The sequence below is a fragment of the Legionella taurinensis genome, assembly GCF_900452865.1.
Classification (GTDB): Bacteria; Pseudomonadota; Gammaproteobacteria; order Legionellales; family Legionellaceae; genus Legionella_C; species Legionella_C taurinensis.
Genome location: NZ_UGOZ01000001.1, coordinates 2,475,695 through 2,492,036, shown reverse-complemented (window position 1 = coordinate 2,492,036; position 16,342 = coordinate 2,475,695). Strand labels below are relative to the sequence as shown.

Below are 16,342 nucleotides of genomic sequence, written 5' to 3'. Positions count from 1 at the left end.
CCCTATCCTAAAGAATCGGTAAAGGCATGGAGGCGCTGATGAACAGGGTAATGACCTTGATGATAATCATGATGATAATGGGTGAGAAATCAAAACCGGAAATGTCAGGGATGATCCTCCGTCCCAACGCCAGTAAAGGATTGGTCATCACCGCCAGCACTTCCCCTGCCGGATGATGCCATTGCGGGTTGATCCAGCTCATGAGCGCCCGGATAAGCACCATAAAAAACAAAAGATTAAGCGGCTGTACGACAAGATCGGCGGCGGTAAAAAGAAGCAGATAGGAAAAGGGCATGATGGCGCCATAGACGATGAGGCCTATCAAAAAGAATTTAATCAATTCCACGGCAATGACAAACAGCAGTGTAATCCAGTCATAGCGTTTGGGGGCTGGCTGCTTTCTGTAGACCAGACGCTCCACCGGGCCGATGATTGGATTGAGCAATCCGTTGATTCCCTGGCTTATGGGATGCAGGGCGCTGATGCGGAAATAGCGTAAAAAAATACGTGCCCATAACAGTAACAGGATTAATGAAAAAAACAGACTGACAAGGTAATACCCTACGGTTACAAGGCCTGTCATACAATCTCCTCAAAGGGGATAACGTTAAGGCAGGGCGAATGCCTAAAAAAGCCCTGCTTGAAAATGGCGTTCATTTTTTGGCTTTTTTCAGGCAGTGTCAATAGAACCCAATGCGTTTGCGCGATTAAATGCCGCAGTGACGGCTGAATCAATCAACGGGACAAATCCTTTCGCCTGCAGGACATCAAGGGCCGCTGCCGTGGTGCCGGCAGGCGAGGTGACTTTTTCTCGCAGCGCCTTTGCCGACAGCCCGCTTTCTTTAAGCAGGACGGCGGCGCCCTGAACGGTTTGAGAGACAAAATCAGTCGCCTGCGCCTCCTCTATCCCAAGTTTGGTGGCCGCAGCAACCAGGGCTTCAATCAATAAAAAGACATAGGCCGGTCCGCTGCCTGAGACTGCCGTAAAGGCATTAAGCTGCGTTTCATTAACCCAGGTATAAATTCCTGCACTCTGAAAAAGCGTAGCGACCTGCTGTTTTTGTTCGTCGGTTAAGGCTTCATTCGCTGCCAGCGGTGTCGCCCCAAGCCTCACGGCATGCGGTAAATTGGGCATGCAGCGGATGATGGCCTGTTCTTTGTTGCAAAACGATTGGATAAACGAAAGACTTACGCCCGCTGCCACGGAAATAACGACCGCCTTTGGCGGAATGAAAGGGCCAATTTCGCGGAGCACGTCGGCCATTTTGGCCGGTTTCACCGTCAGAAACAGGATATCTGTGCCGGCTATTGCAGCCTTGTTGTCGCGGTAGCATGACAGTGAACCGATTTGACCGGGTTCAAGCGAGGGAGAGGCGGCCCGGAACATCAGGGTTTTGTCTTTTTCAAAACCCTGAATTAAAGCCCGTGCCATGTTCCCGTAGCCAATAAAAGCAATGTTCATTCATTCTTTCCTGTTTTGGGGCGTTCGCCAAAAATGGCCCGGCCAATGCGGACTAAAGTACTGCCGGCACGTATGGCGGCTTTTAAATCATCACTCATGCCCATCGATAAGGTATCCATCTGCAAGTGCAGGCGTTGATTGGTTTCCTGAAGCAAGGTGGCGAGCCGCTGGAAGCTGGCATACTGTTCCTCTTCAGCGGCCAGTGGTCGGGGAATGGCCATAAATCCACGGACACGCAGGCTCGGCAAGTGATGTATGCGTTCAATCAAGCCAGCAGCTTTCGCAGGCTCAATGCCGGATTTGCTGTCTTCTCTGTCGAGATTAATCTGGATGCAGACATTGAGCGGCGGCCTATCGAGTGGCCGCGCCTGCGACAGAAGGCAGGCGATTTTTTCTCTCTCAACGCTGTGAACCCAGTCAAAATGGCTGGCGATGTCCTTCGCTTTATTGCTTTGCAGGGGGCCAATGTAATGCCAGGTCAGCGGCAGATGCTTAAGGGCATTGAGTTTCTCGCGGGCTTCCTGCCAGTAATTTTCGCCGATGTCGCTCACGCCGGCTGCAAAGGCTTCCTGGATTGCACTGGCGGGCTGTCCCTTGCTGACCGCCAGTATACAAATCTCCCGCGGGTCGCGTTGATAGACCCTGGCTGTGTCAGCGACCTGCTGCTGAATAAGGTGTAGGCGTTCGGCAATCGTCATGGTGTCGTCAAGAGCTGCATTCATTTAAAATGCTAACGATATCAAAGAGGCTTTATCCCTACAATCATTGCCCGACGGCGGTTAGTGAGCTACTCTATGAAATAGTATGATTCAGCAACGTGATGACAGGGATTGATATGGATATTGCCGAGTTGTTAGCGTTTTCAGTTAAAAATAATTCCTCGGATCTGCATTTATCAGCAGGATTGCCCCCGATGATTCGCGTCGACGGCGATTTGCGACGGATTAACGTGCCGGCTCTGGAGCATAAAGATGTCATTAAAATCATTTATGACATCATGAATGACAAGCAGCGCAAGGAATTCGAGGAGCACCTTGAAACCGACTTTTCATTTGAAATTCTCAACCTTGCCCGTTTCAGGGTGAACGCGTTTACCCAGTCACGCGGTGCCGGTGCGGTATTCAGGACCATTCCTTCCAAAATTTTAAGCATGGAAGATTTGGGATTGCCGCCGGTCTTTGCCGAAATGGCCAGTTACCCCAAAGGGCTGGTGTTGGTCACAGGACCGACTGGCTCGGGGAAGAGTACCACGCTCGCGGCGGTCATCGATTACATCAATTCCAGCCGCTACGAGCACATCCTGACGGTTGAGGATCCCATTGAATTCGTTCACAACAGCAAGAAATGCCTGGTCAACCAGCGGGAAGTGCACCGCGATACCCACAGTTTCAATGCGGCCCTGCGTTCAGCCCTGCGTGAAGACCCCGACATCATCCTGGTGGGGGAGTTGCGGGATTTGGAAACCATTCGTCTGGCCATGACTGCGGCAGAAACCGGACATCTGGTTTTTGGCACCCTGCACACCAACTCGGCCACCAAAACCATCAACCGGATCATTGACGTCTTCCCTGGCGAAGAAAAATCCATGATTCGCTCGATGTTATCTGAGTCGCTAATGGCCGTGGTGGCGCAAAGCCTGTTGAAAAAAGTGGGGGGAGGCCGGGTGGCGGCGCTGGAAATCATGATTTGCAATTCAGCCATCCGCAACTTGATTCGCGAAGACAAGGTGGCGCAGATGTATTCTTCCATCCAGACAGGGCAGGCCAAGGGCATGCAGACGCTCGATCAGCATTTGACTCAGCTTGTCCATGATAACCTGATTGCCAAACACACCGCGCGGGACGTGGCGATTAATAAAACCTTATTCTAGTTTTGCTGGCCCGCAATAGTGCCCCCTCTCTCGCAGGCGGGAGAGGGATGGAGAGAGGGCTGTTAATAAATAAGGACCCCGGGCTCGGGATGCGCCTGATTGTCAGGCTTTAAGACCGGCTTCCTTTTGAAGCTGAATTAATTGCGAAATCCCGCCTTCGGCCAGAGACAGCATGTCGTTGAGTTGCTGGCGGGAGAAACTTTTATCTTCGGCGGTGCCTTGTATTTCAATGAATTCACCGGCTTCATTCATCACCACGTTCATGTCGGTCTCTGCCAGTACGTCTTCCGCGTAATCCAAATCGAGCACGGCCTGGCCGCGGTAGACACCCACGGAGACGGCTGCGATGTAATGGAAGGCAGGCATTTTACGCAGCTTCTCACGGGCGACCATCCAGTCGACCGCGTCTTTCATGGCAACGCAGGCTCCCGTAATCGCTGCTGTACGCGTGCCGCCATCGGCCTGGAGCACATCACAATCGATGGTCAGGGTGTTTTCGCCAAGTACTTTTAAATCCATGCAGGCCCTTAACGAGCGGCCAATCAGGCGTTGAATTTCCAGGGTGCGTCCTCCCTGGCGGCCCTTACTGGCTTCACGTTCGGTACGGCTGTGGGTTGCGCGGGGCAGCATGCCGTATTCGGCAGTAATCCAGCCCTGATTTTTACCTTTTAAAAAACGGGGCACGCCCTCGACGACGGATGCGGTGCACAGTACGCGGGTTTGGCCAAATTCCACCAGCACAGAGCCTTCGGCATGTTGGGTATATTGGCGGGTAATTTTGATGGGGCGTAACTGATTGACTTCGCGATTACTGGGGCGCATGGGTTATCCTCGCTAAAAATGGGCAAGTATACTCTTTTCCAGGCAATCATGCACCTGGGCTTGCATTTGTACAAATTTCGTTTATAGTCGCCCCACCTTAGTCAATCCGGGTTATCTATGACTCAAAGCATGACTGCCTTTGCTCGAGCTCAGGCTCAGGTCGAGGCGACAACACTGTGTTGGGAAATTCGTTCGGTGAATCATCGCTACCAGGAAATTTCGTTCAGACTGCCTGAGATTTTTCGTTTCCTTGAAAATGATCTGCGCCATGTGCTGCGCCAGCAGTGCAGCCGCGGTAAATTCGAATGCCAGCTCAAATTGACGGAGAGTGACACGCAGGCGCAGTCGATTGCCATTAATCAGGCCTTGCTGGACTCGCTGCTGGCCGTGGGCAATCAACTCGCTGCTCAAAAACACCTGGCCAATGATTTAACCCTGGCGTCGCTGTTGAATTGGCCTGGCGTCGTGCAGGTGGCTCAACCGGATGCAGAGAATCTGGCCACTCAGGTCAAACAATTATTTCAGCAGGCGGTCACGGCACTCACAACCGCCCGAATGGCGGAGGGGCAGGCTTTGGAGCATTACCTGCAGTTGCGGGTTAAAAAAATGCAGGACGAAGTTGATAAGGCACGCATGGCTGTCAGCGTGTCGCTGGATGATGCCCGCGACAAATTATTAACCCGGCTGCATGCGCTGCAGCTTGATGTTGATCACGGCCGTGTCGAGCAGGAAATTGCCCTCCTGCTGACGCGCATGGATGTCAGTGAAGAACTTGACCGCTTAACCACGCATCTGCTGGAAGTTGCGCGCGTATTGGGTAATACTGAAGCATCGGGTCGACGACTTGATTTCCTGATGCAGGAATTAAATCGAGAAGCCAATACGCTGGGTTCGAAATCGGATTCCATCGCATTAACCCAGTGTGCGATTGAAATGAAGGTATTGATTGAACAAATGCGAGAGCAAATTCAAAACATAGAGTAAATAAAAATGGCCAATTTATTGCTGGGAAATATTTTCATCGTCGCCGCTCCTTCGGGTGGCGGCAAAACCAGTCTAGTCAAACACCTGATTAGCTCCCTGGAAGACATCGAAGTATCCATCTCGCACACGACGCGAGCCAAGCGCCCGGGTGAAAAGGAAGGTGTGGATTATTTCTTTGTGGATGAAAAGCGTTTCCTCGAGATGGTCAATGACAACGATTTTGTTGAGCACGCGCAGGTCTTTAACCATTATTACGGGACATCGGTGGCGCAAATCAATGCTCGTTTGAGCGCCGGCATCGATGTGGTTCTCGATATCGACTGGCAGGGGGCGCAGCAAATCCGCCGCATTTTCCCGCAGGCCATCAGCATTTTCGTGGTTCCACCGTCCCTTGATGTGTTGAAACAGCGCCTGCAGGAACGAAAGCAGGACAAGGAAGACGTTATCGCGGATCGCATGCACAGAGCCCAGGATGAGTTAAGTCATTTCTCCGAATTTGATTACCTGATTGTCAATGATGAATTCGAAAAGGCGGCCTCGGATCTCCAGGCCATAGTCAAAGCCAATCGTCTGACTTTGCAGCGCCAGTCGGCTAAAGTAGGAAAATTACTTTCTTTCCTGCTCTCATAGCAGTAAAATAGAATGTTTTAGCTAAAAAGTAGGCAGCACTAACGGGTTGCCGTTTCAATTCTGGAGGGGAGTTTTGTATGGCACGTGTAACGGTAGAAGATTGTTTAGAGCACGTAGCAAATCGTTTTGAATTGGTCATGGTGGCTACAAAACGTGCACGCCAAATCGCAGTCCGCGGCGAGCAGCCAATGGTGGATTGGGAAAATGACAAACCCACTGTGGTTGCCTTAAGAGAAATCGCTGCCGGATTAGTCACGCCTGAGATTCTCGAAAAAGACTAATAAGCCGATTTCTGCCGCCCTGTATCCGGTTTCGTGTCTTCGCGAAACCCTGGGACCTGCTTAATCATCCCAAAATCAGGAATTATCATCAGGATGGCTTTTATTGTCTTGATGATTCAGGCATTGATGTCGATACTTATAAATAGAGTACAATTTTTAATAATAAAATTGGTTTAAGGCTTTCGATGTGTTGGCAATATCGCTTGAATTATAACCAGGGAGCTGCGGCTCGCCTAAATAATGGCCGTCATCAAAGCGAGGGGAGTAAGGCGTGAGCTACTTTAAGGAGCTGGATGAAGAGCTTAAATGCTATCTTGAGCAACCCTACATAGAAAAATGCTATCAAGCCTATCTGGTGGCTGAAAAAGCACACCAGGGCCAAATGCGTCGTTCTGGCGAGCCTTACATTACCCATCCGGTTGCGGCGGCCCTCATTCTTGCCCGAATGCGTCTTGATTATCAGACCATCATGGCCACCCTGCTGCATGACGTCGTTGAAGACACGTCCATCAGCAAAGACGATTTAACCCAGCAATTTGGAGAAGACGTCACCGCACTGGTCGATGGCGTGACCAAATTGACCAAGATCAAATTTGAATCCCGGGCGGAGGCTCAGGCAGAAAACTTCCGTAAAATGGTGCTTGCCATGGTGAAGGACATCCGCGTCATCATCGTCAAACTGGCCGACCGTTTCCATAACATGCACACGTTAGGCGCCATGCCGCGCTTAAAACGACGCCGCATCGCCATTGAAACCCTGGAAATCTATGCCCCGATTGCCAACCGCCTGGGGATGCATGCGCTGTATACTGGCCTTGAAGATTTGGGGTTTCAGGCGTTGTATCCCATGCGCTACCGCGCCATCAAGTCTGCGGTGGAAAAATCACGCGGTAACCGCCGCGAATTGACCCAGCGCATCGAACACGATTTGCAGAAAGCCCTGCAGGATTTGAATATTCCTTATGAGCATGTGTTTGGCCGCCAGAAGCACTTGTACAGCATTTACCGAAAAATGAAACAGAAAAAGGCGTCGTTTACCGAAATCACCGATGTGTTTGCTTTCCGGGTGATTACAGAAGACATTGACTCCTGCTATCGGGTGCTCGGTGCGTTGCACCGCACTTACAAACCCGTGCCTCAACGGTTTAAAGATTACATCGGCATTCCCAAGGCCAACGGTTATCAATCCCTGCACACGACGCTTTTTGGCCCCTATGGCGTTCCTCTGGAAGTGCAGATTCGTACCCGCGACATGGATAAAGTGGCCGAAAACGGGGTTGCGGCACACTGGATTTACAAATCCTCCGGGCTTGAAATCAACGAAGCCCAGTTACGGGCGCGGGAATGGGTGCAGCGTTTGCTGGAGATGCAGCGCAGCACGGGGAATTCCCTGGAATTCATCGAAAACGTTAAAATTGATTTGTTTCCGGATGAAATTTATGTCTTTACGCCCAAAGGCCATATCATGGAATTGCCCAAAGGGGCGACACCGGTCGATTTTGCCTACACCGTTCATTCCGGAGTGGGTAACAGCTGCGTGGCGGCCAAAGTTAACCGCCGATTGGTGCCGTTGAGCATCCCACTGTCCAATGGTCAAACGGTAGAGATTATCACCGCCCCGGGCGCGCATCCCAACCCAGCCTGGTTAAATTTTGTTGTAACCGGCAAAGCACGCAGTAATATTCGTCATTTTCTGAAAAGCCAGCAGCATGCGGAATCCATTGTCCTGGGTAAACGATTGCTGGATCAGGCATTGAACGAACTGGGCAGTGCGTTATCCAAGGTACCGCCTGAATCCATTCAGGCTTTATTGCAGGATCTCAATTACAAATCAGCCGATGAGCTGTATTACGCGGTGGGCATCGGCAATCAAATGCCCATGGTCATTGCCAAACGCTTAGTCATTACTCAGGAAAACCCTGACCTTGAAAAAACCACCCAGGGCGGACCGTTAGCCATTAAAGGCACCGAGGGGATGGTGATTCATTTCGCCGATTGCTGCCAGCCCATTCCCGGCGACAGTATTGTTGGACGTTTCCAGCAGGGTCGGGGTATCATTGTTCATGCCAGTGATTGCCCGCAGGTCAATCATGTCCGAAGCCATCCTGAGCAATTCATTTCCTTGCGCTGGGATGAGCAGGTGCAGGGCGAGTATTGGGTCGATATCACGGTGGATGTGGCTAACCAGCGCGGTGTACTCGCGGCCTTGGCCACGGCCATTGCGGAGGCGGAGTCCAACATTGGCAACATTAATGTCGACCCAAGGGATGGCCGGCATAATGCGGTCACGTTTTCCATCAGTGTCCGTGATCGAACCCATTTAGCCAGAGTCATGCGGCGCCTGCGGGCCAATAAAGTGGTCATGCGCCTTTACCGTAAGAAACAGGGGGAATAATTCATGCAAGCGATTCACAGTGAGGTAGCTCCAGCAGCGATTGGAACGTACAGCCAGGCCGTCCGTTGCGGCGATACCGTGTATTTATCCGGGCAAATTCCGTTAGATCCGAAGACCATGCAGCTTTGCAGTGATGAAATCAGGCTGCAGATTAATCAGGTTCTTGACAATTTAACAGCCGTGTGTGAAGCGGCCGGCGGCACCTTGGCCAATGTGGTCAAACTGAACGTGTACCTGACGGATTTGAACCATTTTCCATTGGTCAACGAAGCAATGACCCGTTATTTTGCAGAACCGTTCCCGGCGCGGGCGGCCATTGGTGTCGCGGCACTGCCGCGGGGTGCTCAGGTCGAAATTGACGGCATTTTGGTTTTACCCCGGAAATAAGCGAGTCACTGGCGTGGAAGACAATTCATACGCCCGCACCGGGCGTAAGATGTTCATTATTGCCTGGCTGATTTTATTCGGCCTGCTGTTTGCTTTTTTCTACGTTTACGACCAGCACGATCCTGCCCGCTATGAGATTGACCGGGGCACATTGACCATTAAGAGTGACCGGCAGGGGCACTACCGCGTCAAGGGGTTTATTAATAATAAGGCTGTCGAGTTCATGGTGGATACGGGTGCAAGCCTCGTCGCCATTCCTAAAACAGTAGCCGACGAGCTTCACCTTCAGGGACGTTATCCCATTACGCTCAATACCGCCAGCGGCGAAGTCACCGGCCTGTTAACGCGGCTGGATCGGTTATCTTTTGGTCCTTTTGAATTAAAAAACATTAAAGCGGTGATTTTACCCGATGAGCAGGATGAGATGGTGCTGTTGGGAATGAATGTGTTGTCGCTTTTTAATTTATCGCAGAAAGACAGGCAATTGATCATCGAAAAATAGGGTTTACACAATCAGGTCAACAGGTTTTTTATGAGTATAGTCTCGCTTCACGGTGTCAGTTTAAACATTGCCGGTAATTCGTTGCTTAACGAGGTGGATTGGCAGATTCAGGCCCAGGATCGCATCGCGCTGGTGGGCCGCAATGGCGCCGGCAAATCAACCCTGCTTCGCCTGCTGCAGGGCCAGTTGCAACCGGACAAAGGCCAGATTAACCGCTTGGGCGGTTTGCGTGTGGCCGGATTGACGCAGGAAGTCCCTGTTCATGAGAACGAATCGGTTTATCATTTTCTGGTGAAGGGGCTTGGCGAAGTCGGTGAGGTACTTGATGAATTCCACCGCCTGTCACAGGGTAATGATCTGACGCGTCTCGCCCAATGTCAGCTTCGCATGGACACGCTGCACGCCTGGGATATCCTGCCCCGGGTTGAAATGATGGCTACCCGCATCGGCATTGATGCCAATGCACGCATGGACAAGCTCTCCGGCGGAATGAAACGGCGAGCGCTGCTCGCCGCGGCGCTGATTGCCGCACCGGATTTGCTCCTGCTCGATGAACCGACCAACCACCTTGACGTCAATGCCATTGAATGGCTGGAATCTTACCTTAAATCGTATCAGGGCAGCTTACTGGTGGTAACCCACGACCGTGAATTTTTAGGCCAGGTGGCTAGCCGCATTGTCGAAGTCGACCGCGGCAACCTGTATACCCATGACTGCGATTACGAAACTTACCTTGATCGACGCGAAGCCATGCGCCTGACGGAAGAAAAACACAATGAACTTTTCGACAAGCGTCTCAGCGAAGAAGAAGCCTGGATTCGCACCGGCATTAAGGCCCGGCGGACGCGTAATGAAGGGCGGGTGAGGGCGCTCAAGGCCATGCGCGAGGAGTACAAGGCCAGGCGTGCCCAACTGGGTAAAGTGCAATCCGTGGCGCTTGATGTCGCCCGTTCGGGTTTTTTAGTGATCGAGGCAAACCAGGTCAACTTAACTCTGGGCGATAAAACACTGCTTAAGAATTTTTCCCTGCTGCTGACCCGTGGCGACAAGGTTGGCATTATCGGCCCTAACGGCTGCGGTAAAACCACGCTGATCCGCACGCTGCTCGGCGAATTGCAGCCTGACAGCGGCACGGTTCGGCAGGGTACATCCCTGGAGGTCGCCTATTTTGACCAATTACGCCGCCAGCTCAATGAAAATGAAACCGTGATGGCCAATGTCGGTGATGGGGCGGATTACGTCACCATCAATGGCAAGCAAAAGCACGTGGCCACCTACCTGCGTGAATTTTTATTTCCGCCGGAGCGGTTCAATCAACAGGTTTCCACGTTGTCCGGGGGCGAACGCAACCGCCTGCTGCTGGCTAAATTGTTCGCCAAACCGGTGAATCTACTGGTCATGGACGAGCCGACCAACGATTTGGACATTGAAACACTGGAACTCATCGAAACCATGCTGGTGGATTATCCGGGTACCTTGCTATTGATCAGCCACGACAGGGCATTCATCAATCAGGTGGTCACCAGCGTACTGGTTTATGAAGACGAAGGGGTATTTAACGAGTACGTGGGTGGGTATGAGGATTACCGCCGTCAGAAAAAGCAGCAGCGCGAAACCAGTACTCCGACAAAGACTATTAAACGCACGGCCAGTTCGGTTAAACTGAGTTTTAATGAGCAAAGGGAGTTGGCGCAATTGCCGCAAAAAATCGAACAGTTGGAAGAAAAGATAAACGAATTGCAATTGGTCATGGCCAATCCTGATTTTTATCAACGGGATGCGCAGGCCATCAGTCAATTCACACAGGAACTCGCTAAAGACGAAGCCGAGTTGGCTGTGCTTTATGCGCGTTGGGAAGCGCTGGAAGAAAAAGGGTAACGGCATGTTATTAACCATTGCACTGGTTGTACTGTGTTCGTCCATCGTGGTGTTTTTTTCCCAGGAATTCAGCGAGGTCATTAAAAAATTTTTTAAAATCCCAGGCATGACGCTGTTCCTCCCCACCGCGCTGGCTTCCTTTTTAGTGGTTTATTACGAACCCTGGGTTCTGTGGGCACTGCTGAAATTAAAAGCGGTTCTCTATGTGTTGACTGAAGGGATTCAGGATATTCTGCCGTTTACTACCGCTGATTGGCTGGTTGCACAGATTCTTTTGCTGACTGCCTTGACGATCCTTCCCGTACTGCTGATTGATTTGTGGTCAGTAAAGAAAACCTATGAGCGTTTTAAACACCCCTACTTATTGAGCACAGTCATCTGGATAGTCACTGCTTTCGCACTGGTGATGGAACTGCCAGCTGTTTAACCCCCTTCAGCTAACCTCAATGCGTTTGCATCTCACCCAAACGCCAGGGATAGCCCTTGCGGCATTTGTAATAGGCTCGAGCGATCTGCTTGCCGCGCGGGTAAAAGCCATAAAAATTGGCCTGATAGTCTTCGCAGGGCACGTGACTGAAGAAGCAACCGCGTTTAGCCTGCCAGATGTAGCCCGTGCGGGCGCAGGTGAGCGTGCGGCCGTCAAAGCAAATGTATTGCGGCAGGCCCGCCGGTTTGACATCCACCACGGTTTTAGACGCGCCGCAGGCAAAGCCTAAGGCAGGAAATAAGATAATGAGACAGACGAGCGGTCTTAACATCCGATGTTATCCATTCGCTTGCTATACTAATTAACATAGAATAAATTGGCGGCAATTCCAAATGATTTAATGAGTTCGCCCGATTTGGTTAAGGTAAACTTAAGGAATTAGGTTTACAATAAAGAGATTGGATACCCGGAGTATTTTTCATGGCAAAGAATCAACAGTTTGCAGCGCTTCTCAATGGTCTTAACGATAATCCTCATTTAGCGAATAATCCCGGGTATAAAGCCGCCCTTGATGCGATATTGAGGACCGATCATACCAATGCCAATGCCTTGAGGGCCGCACTTTTCGCACATAAGAATGTATGGATTGCGATTAGCAATGGTGCATTGGTAGATGGTGACTTTCCTGCAAATGATGTTGGGAATGTTAACTTTGATGCAACTGACAATACTGCAGGTCAGCGATTCATCGATCTTTATCAACTCGCCGCCCAAAAGCGGGCCGAACTGGCACTATTGGAAGCAAATGAGGCCACACTCAATGCCATTATTACTTCCAATAACCAACAAGCGGTTCGGCAACAATTCGCTATTGCGCCATTAGATGCACTTGTGGGCGGTACCGCCCAATGGCATGGCGGGTTTCAACCCAATAACCCAAACCACATCACTGACAATGCCGCTGATGCTATTAAGGCGGCGGCAAAACGGACGTTGTTGATTCAGAAAATCAAAGCGGCACCGGGTACTGTGCAAACCTTGGCACAGCTTGAAAATTTATTGGCTGCCCGTAATCACGATGGTAATTTCCGTACCGCCGCCCAACATTTGGGCATAGCGGATGCGAATGTTAGGAATGCCTTGACGGGTAATCTTCTGGCGAACGGTCAACTCGAAAAAGTGGCTTTAAGAAAAGCCTTTGAACTCAGAGTTCAACATCACTTCACGGCTGACTTTAATCCTATCGCTAACGCGTTTAATGCGCTGGATCAGCAGACAGCGACTTTTAACCCATTTCCTCAAGGTGTATTTAACGGTGTATACCACAATAAATTTAACCAGCAGGATGAGGATGCCAACTGGGCGAAAGGGGTTTTAGGGGCGAGATACCTTAAGGAAGCCTTGGCTGTTCATGACGATGCAAATAATCTTATCCGCATAGCCGCTGCCGCAGCAAACCCACCGGTTGGGACATTACAGGGTGCCATCACCCCTCTGTTTGATGCAAATGGACGTTATGTGACTCATGCCGTCACGGAGGCCAATGCCAAAGAATTACGTCAGATTGCCGCGCTTCAGGCTTTAAAATTGAACATTGCCGCGTGTGGCGATGTCAAGGCTTTAAAGGCCTTGGCCGATGTACGCGACATCGGAAGCCTTCGTTCCGTCCTTGACAAATACCCCGCCTTGGGTTTTTCTGGCCCTGGTAATCTTAACGCTCGAGAAGCCCTGGTTGAGCCTGCCCTGCTGCGCTCTATCCTGGGGGCCGCCCATGTCCGCGCCCATCTCCCTTCGGCCTCAACGGAGCATTTAAAAAGGCTGGTTGCTCAGGCCAATTTTGCCACTCAGTACAAACAATATTTAATGTCTGCCACAGAACCTCCTCTGGTGGGACAGGCCCTTGATGACTATTTCAATAACCCGGCTAATGTGACAAAAAGTCGTGAAGAGGCATTGGTTTCATTACTTAGAGCGAATGTACGGAGCCTGGATGATAATGAAATCAATGATATTGTAACTGCTCAAAACCCTCAAAACTTGCTAGACGCTTTCAAAATAAATAAATTAATAGGTGTTGGGAGCACGGATGCTGATGATTTAATTAACAATGGTCCTCCACTTGCTTTCCTACATGGGTTGATGGGATTAGCCAAAGCAGAGCAAATTGCAAGAGCGGCTAAGAACACAAATTTTGATCAACCCAATCAGTTGGGTGGACTTATTAGCTTCATTAATACTCTTAGTATAAACGGTCAGCCAAACAATACACAGACGGTGCTACGGGCCCTGTCTCCGTCTGATCAAAATAATTTCCGCAAGCAACTCATCGAAATCCTGATTGATAGGTACCCCCTTGCTAATCCAGGGCACGCCCCAATAGCTCATTTAAATGATCTAATTCAAGCCAGAGACACCAATGATGTTAAAATCAAACTCGCCAACATGGGGGTTACCGCCAATCTGGATTGGATGGATGACAGCCTCGCTGCCGATTTACAGAGAAAAGCCGCGGCACGTGCAGCCACTGGGCATATCAATGCTCACTCAGCCTTTCCTGCCGAAGCACATCCCCACCTGCAGGCATTCATTTCTCAGTTAAGCCTGGATAAGCAAAAGGCCATTTTAGCCAAACCGGAGGTGCTCGCTGCCTTAATGAAAGCGCAAAGCATCGACGAAATTCGCCGGGTAGTGGGGACGACGAACAGCAGCGCGGGTGATTTGATTGCCGAAAATCAGCGATTATCCAAATTAAGTAAACTGTTTAACCCCGAATTGGCTAAGATTTTAGCCAGCATTAAACCGCCTCTGGCTGTCAATGACGCGCAGATTAATGCGCTCAATCAGACGTTGTTGACTCAAAATAACATCTTTGATGCGAATAACAATGTCTATAGGAACTTGGTCGGCACACTAAGGATGACGTTTAATCCTCAGGATAAAGCGGCATTTAATCAGGCGTTTGGGCTCAATGCGCAGGGGCTTAATATCACGAATGATCCTATTCGGCAAGCCATGGCAACTCAGCATACGCGTAATGGTCACCTGGTGGCAAGGCATGGCATTATATCCCATATGCATAACGCGACTGCAGCGGACATTAAAGAAAAAGCCGCGATTGAAATTGCCCTGCGCTTAAGTAAGACGCAGCCTTTCGACCAACATGAGATTCAAAATTTTAGGGATTTTTTTGAAAATGCAGCCTCGCTTAATGATGTCATTACCGGTATACCCGGAAATAACACGATAAATACCAATTTGGGAAATACAGGCTGGCAAAAACAAATCACCCCTGAGATGTTTGACGCCTACAAACAGGTTAAGAAACAGCAGGCCTGGTTGGATAGGGGGAATTACAACGCCCCAGGCGGCACCAAGCAGACCGAGCAGACCGAGATCCAGGCATTAAAAACCAAACTGAAATCGATAACCGACATTGACGACGATTACCTGCAGGAGATTAAGCACCTGGGTAGTTTAACTGAAATGCAATGGTTAAGCCCCGAATTCGAAGTGGCGGCACGTCAGGCGTACAATGAGTTACATCCCAAATTTAAAACCTTTGCCCGCGATTGTGACATTATTCTTGAAGAGTTCCGAAGACAGCAAAAGATTTATGAGGATAAACTCAATTCCCTGCCGGATACGTCAACCCTGAATCAGCCCAATGAACGTCAGCAAAAAAAGGATATTGAAAATTTCCGTGCGCAATTAAAAGAGGAATTGGCGTTGATTAAAGCGGGCATCAACCTTTATGAAAAGGCCAGTCTGGCGTTGAATGGTGATCCTTCGGCTACGAACGAATTAGCCCGCAAGGGGTTAATTCAACATCTGGAGGATTGCAAGCAGGGCACCAATGTGATCTTCGCTACCTCCGACATGAGATACAATGACTTTCCGGTGGATGAGAAAGAGCAGCATTTTGCTCAGGGCTATCAACCCGGTCCCGGACAACAGGCAGCGCCAGACCGTTCAGCGATCTCCACGGAGGCACCGAGAACTTACACCGTTAAAAAACTTGAACCGGGCATGTGCCGTGAATACGTGCTTTCTGGTACCAGACAAGAAACCTACGGCAGAGGGCAAACCCGGACAGTGGCCGATACCGGGACCTTTATTGAAGAAGTCCATGCCGGCCATCTGGAGCCCAAAACGGTTAAGAAGAAAACCGAGGTTAATCCGCAGGCGACCATTACTGTGTCTAAATTCCCTAAAGACGACGAAAATCAAATTAAATACGCCATGGCCATGGCCTCGCAATTGCTGGCTCACCTGGATCATGCGCCAACCAAAGACAGACCTCTCGTCATTACCGGCTCCAACCCCGAGGAATTAAGGCATTTATGGACGGCCCTGATGGTGTTGGGTAAAAACAACCCCAAGATGAAGTTCAGCCAGGATGCGATTAAAGTGGCCTCCACCGCGTTTGATCCTGACAGTGAACTGGGTAAAGTGTTTGGACTTAAAAGCGATGCGCTCTACAATACGTACATGGCGCATCCAGCCATTAAACAAATGGTGGGCTTGATAAAAACCTTCACCGAATCCAAAGAAGCGGAAAAGAGTACCACCAAAGACGTCACCAAAAAAATTGCCAGCATGCTGCAGCAATTTAAGACGGAAGGGAAGGAAGCCTTGGATAATCTTGAGCGCGATTTGAATACCAACCGAGGTCCTACGCTCGGGTAAACCTAAACACAGGACACC

The 16,342-nt window shown here is 50.3% G+C and carries 15 protein-coding genes; 10 read left to right on the top strand and 5 right to left on the bottom strand.

Annotated features, from left to right (window positions below; genetic code table 11):
* Positions 1-7: 7 nt before the first annotated feature.
* From DYE45_RS11380 to DYE45_RS11370, 3 genes are all read right to left on the bottom strand, one after another.
* Entirely contained in the window at positions 8-583 is a 576-nt protein-coding gene (locus DYE45_RS11380) for a YggT family protein (protein ID WP_108290681.1), read from the bottom strand.
* Positions 584-670: 87 nt separating this feature from the next.
* On the bottom strand, positions 671-1,462 hold the full coding sequence (proC, locus tag DYE45_RS11375; RefSeq protein ID WP_108290679.1) for a pyrroline-5-carboxylate reductase: 792 nt from the start codon (positions 1,460-1,462) through the stop codon (positions 671-673).
* Entirely contained in the window at positions 1,459-2,160 is a 702-nt protein-coding gene (locus DYE45_RS11370; RefSeq protein WP_058531549.1) for a YggS family pyridoxal phosphate-dependent enzyme, read from the bottom strand. Before DYE45_RS11370 ends, proC begins: the two co-directional genes overlap by 4 nt.
* A gap of 137 nt (positions 2,161-2,297) precedes the next feature.
* Between DYE45_RS11370 and DYE45_RS11365 the strand changes: the two genes are divergently transcribed.
* A complete protein-coding gene (locus DYE45_RS11365) occupies positions 2,298-3,332 on the top strand; it encodes a type IV pilus twitching motility protein PilT (RefSeq protein WP_058531040.1) in 1,035 nt (344 codons plus the stop codon).
* A gap of 102 nt (positions 3,333-3,434) precedes the next feature.
* Here the strand turns inward: DYE45_RS11365 and rph are convergent, their stop codons facing one another.
* A complete protein-coding gene (rph, locus tag DYE45_RS11360; protein ID WP_108290677.1) occupies positions 3,435-4,154 on the bottom strand; it encodes a ribonuclease PH in 720 nt (239 codons plus the stop codon).
* A gap of 117 nt (positions 4,155-4,271) precedes the next feature.
* Between rph and DYE45_RS11355 the strand changes: the two genes are divergently transcribed.
* The 8 genes from DYE45_RS11355 (at position 4,272) to DYE45_RS11320 (ending at position 11,638) form a co-directional block, all read left to right on the top strand.
* Positions 4,272-5,138 (top strand): YicC/YloC family endoribonuclease, encoded by an 867-nt coding sequence (locus DYE45_RS11355; protein WP_108290675.1) that lies wholly within the window; start codon positions 4,272-4,274, stop codon positions 5,136-5,138.
* Between the two features lie 6 nt (positions 5,139-5,144).
* Positions 5,145-5,768, top strand: a complete 624-nt coding sequence (gene gmk / locus DYE45_RS11350; RefSeq protein ID WP_108290673.1) for a guanylate kinase — start codon at positions 5,145-5,147, stop codon at positions 5,766-5,768.
* Between the two features lie 77 nt (positions 5,769-5,845).
* Positions 5,846-6,049: a DNA-directed RNA polymerase subunit omega gene (gene rpoZ, locus DYE45_RS11345; protein ID WP_058525884.1), complete on the top strand. Its 204-nt coding sequence runs from the start codon at positions 5,846-5,848 to the stop codon at positions 6,047-6,049.
* Between the two features lie 271 nt (positions 6,050-6,320).
* Positions 6,321-8,444 (top strand): bifunctional GTP diphosphokinase/guanosine-3',5'-bis pyrophosphate 3'-pyrophosphohydrolase, encoded by a 2,124-nt coding sequence (gene spoT, locus DYE45_RS11340; protein WP_108290671.1) that lies wholly within the window; start codon positions 6,321-6,323, stop codon positions 8,442-8,444.
* A 3-nt stretch (positions 8,445-8,447) separates the two neighbouring features.
* A complete protein-coding gene (locus tag DYE45_RS11335) occupies positions 8,448-8,831 on the top strand; it encodes a RidA family protein (protein ID WP_108290669.1) in 384 nt (127 codons plus the stop codon).
* A 13-nt stretch (positions 8,832-8,844) separates the two neighbouring features.
* Entirely contained in the window at positions 8,845-9,333 is a 489-nt protein-coding gene (locus tag DYE45_RS11330; RefSeq protein WP_108290667.1) for a retropepsin-like aspartic protease family protein, read from the top strand.
* Between the two features lie 30 nt (positions 9,334-9,363).
* Complete coding sequence (locus DYE45_RS11325) at positions 9,364-11,211, top strand: ATP-binding cassette domain-containing protein (protein WP_115300923.1); 1,848 nt, start codon at positions 9,364-9,366, stop codon at positions 11,209-11,211.
* 4 nt (positions 11,212-11,215) lie between these two features.
* The gene (locus tag DYE45_RS11320; protein WP_115300922.1) at positions 11,216-11,638 is read left to right on the top strand and encodes a hypothetical protein; all 423 of its coding nucleotides are present in this window, start codon (positions 11,216-11,218) and stop codon (positions 11,636-11,638) included.
* A 16-nt stretch (positions 11,639-11,654) separates the two neighbouring features.
* Here the strand turns inward: DYE45_RS11320 and DYE45_RS11315 are convergent, their stop codons facing one another.
* Positions 11,655-11,969: a hypothetical protein gene (locus tag DYE45_RS11315; RefSeq protein WP_108290661.1), complete on the bottom strand. Its 315-nt coding sequence runs from the start codon at positions 11,967-11,969 to the stop codon at positions 11,655-11,657.
* 149 nt (positions 11,970-12,118) lie between these two features.
* Between DYE45_RS11315 and DYE45_RS11310 the strand changes: the two genes are divergently transcribed.
* The gene (locus DYE45_RS11310; RefSeq protein WP_115300921.1) at positions 12,119-16,324 is read left to right on the top strand and encodes a hypothetical protein; all 4,206 of its coding nucleotides are present in this window, start codon (positions 12,119-12,121) and stop codon (positions 16,322-16,324) included.
* Positions 16,325-16,342 lie beyond the last annotated feature (18 nt).

What these genes read in the sequence shown, in the direction of transcription:
- DYE45_RS11380 (WP_108290681.1), bottom strand. Translation starts at nt 583, where the DNA reads ATGACAGGCCTTGTAACCGTAGGGTATTACCTTGTCAGTCTGTTTTTT.
- proC (WP_108290679.1), bottom strand. Translation starts at nt 1,462, where the DNA reads ATGAACATTGCTTTTATTGGCTACGGGAACATGGCACGGGCTTTAATT.
- DYE45_RS11370 (WP_058531549.1), bottom strand. Translation starts at nt 2,160, where the DNA reads ATGACGATTGCCGAACGCCTACACCTTATTCAGCAGCAGGTCGCTGAC.
- DYE45_RS11365 (WP_058531040.1), top strand. Translation starts at nt 2,298, where the DNA reads ATGGATATTGCCGAGTTGTTAGCGTTTTCAGTTAAAAATAATTCCTCG.
- rph (WP_108290677.1), bottom strand. Translation starts at nt 4,154, where the DNA reads ATGCGCCCCAGTAATCGCGAAGTCAATCAGTTACGCCCCATCAAAATT.
- DYE45_RS11355 (WP_108290675.1), top strand. Translation starts at nt 4,272, where the DNA reads ATGACTCAAAGCATGACTGCCTTTGCTCGAGCTCAGGCTCAGGTCGAG.
- gmk (WP_108290673.1), top strand. Translation starts at nt 5,145, where the DNA reads ATGGCCAATTTATTGCTGGGAAATATTTTCATCGTCGCCGCTCCTTCG.
- rpoZ (WP_058525884.1), top strand. Translation starts at nt 5,846, where the DNA reads ATGGCACGTGTAACGGTAGAAGATTGTTTAGAGCACGTAGCAAATCGT.
- DYE45_RS11335 (WP_108290669.1), top strand. Translation starts at nt 8,448, where the DNA reads ATGCAAGCGATTCACAGTGAGGTAGCTCCAGCAGCGATTGGAACGTAC.
- DYE45_RS11325 (WP_115300923.1), top strand. Translation starts at nt 9,364, where the DNA reads ATGAGTATAGTCTCGCTTCACGGTGTCAGTTTAAACATTGCCGGTAAT.
- DYE45_RS11320 (WP_115300922.1), top strand. Translation starts at nt 11,216, where the DNA reads ATGTTATTAACCATTGCACTGGTTGTACTGTGTTCGTCCATCGTGGTG.
- DYE45_RS11315 (WP_108290661.1), bottom strand. Translation starts at nt 11,969, where the DNA reads ATGTTAAGACCGCTCGTCTGTCTCATTATCTTATTTCCTGCCTTAGGC.
- DYE45_RS11310 (WP_115300921.1), top strand. Translation starts at nt 12,119, where the DNA reads ATGGCAAAGAATCAACAGTTTGCAGCGCTTCTCAATGGTCTTAACGAT.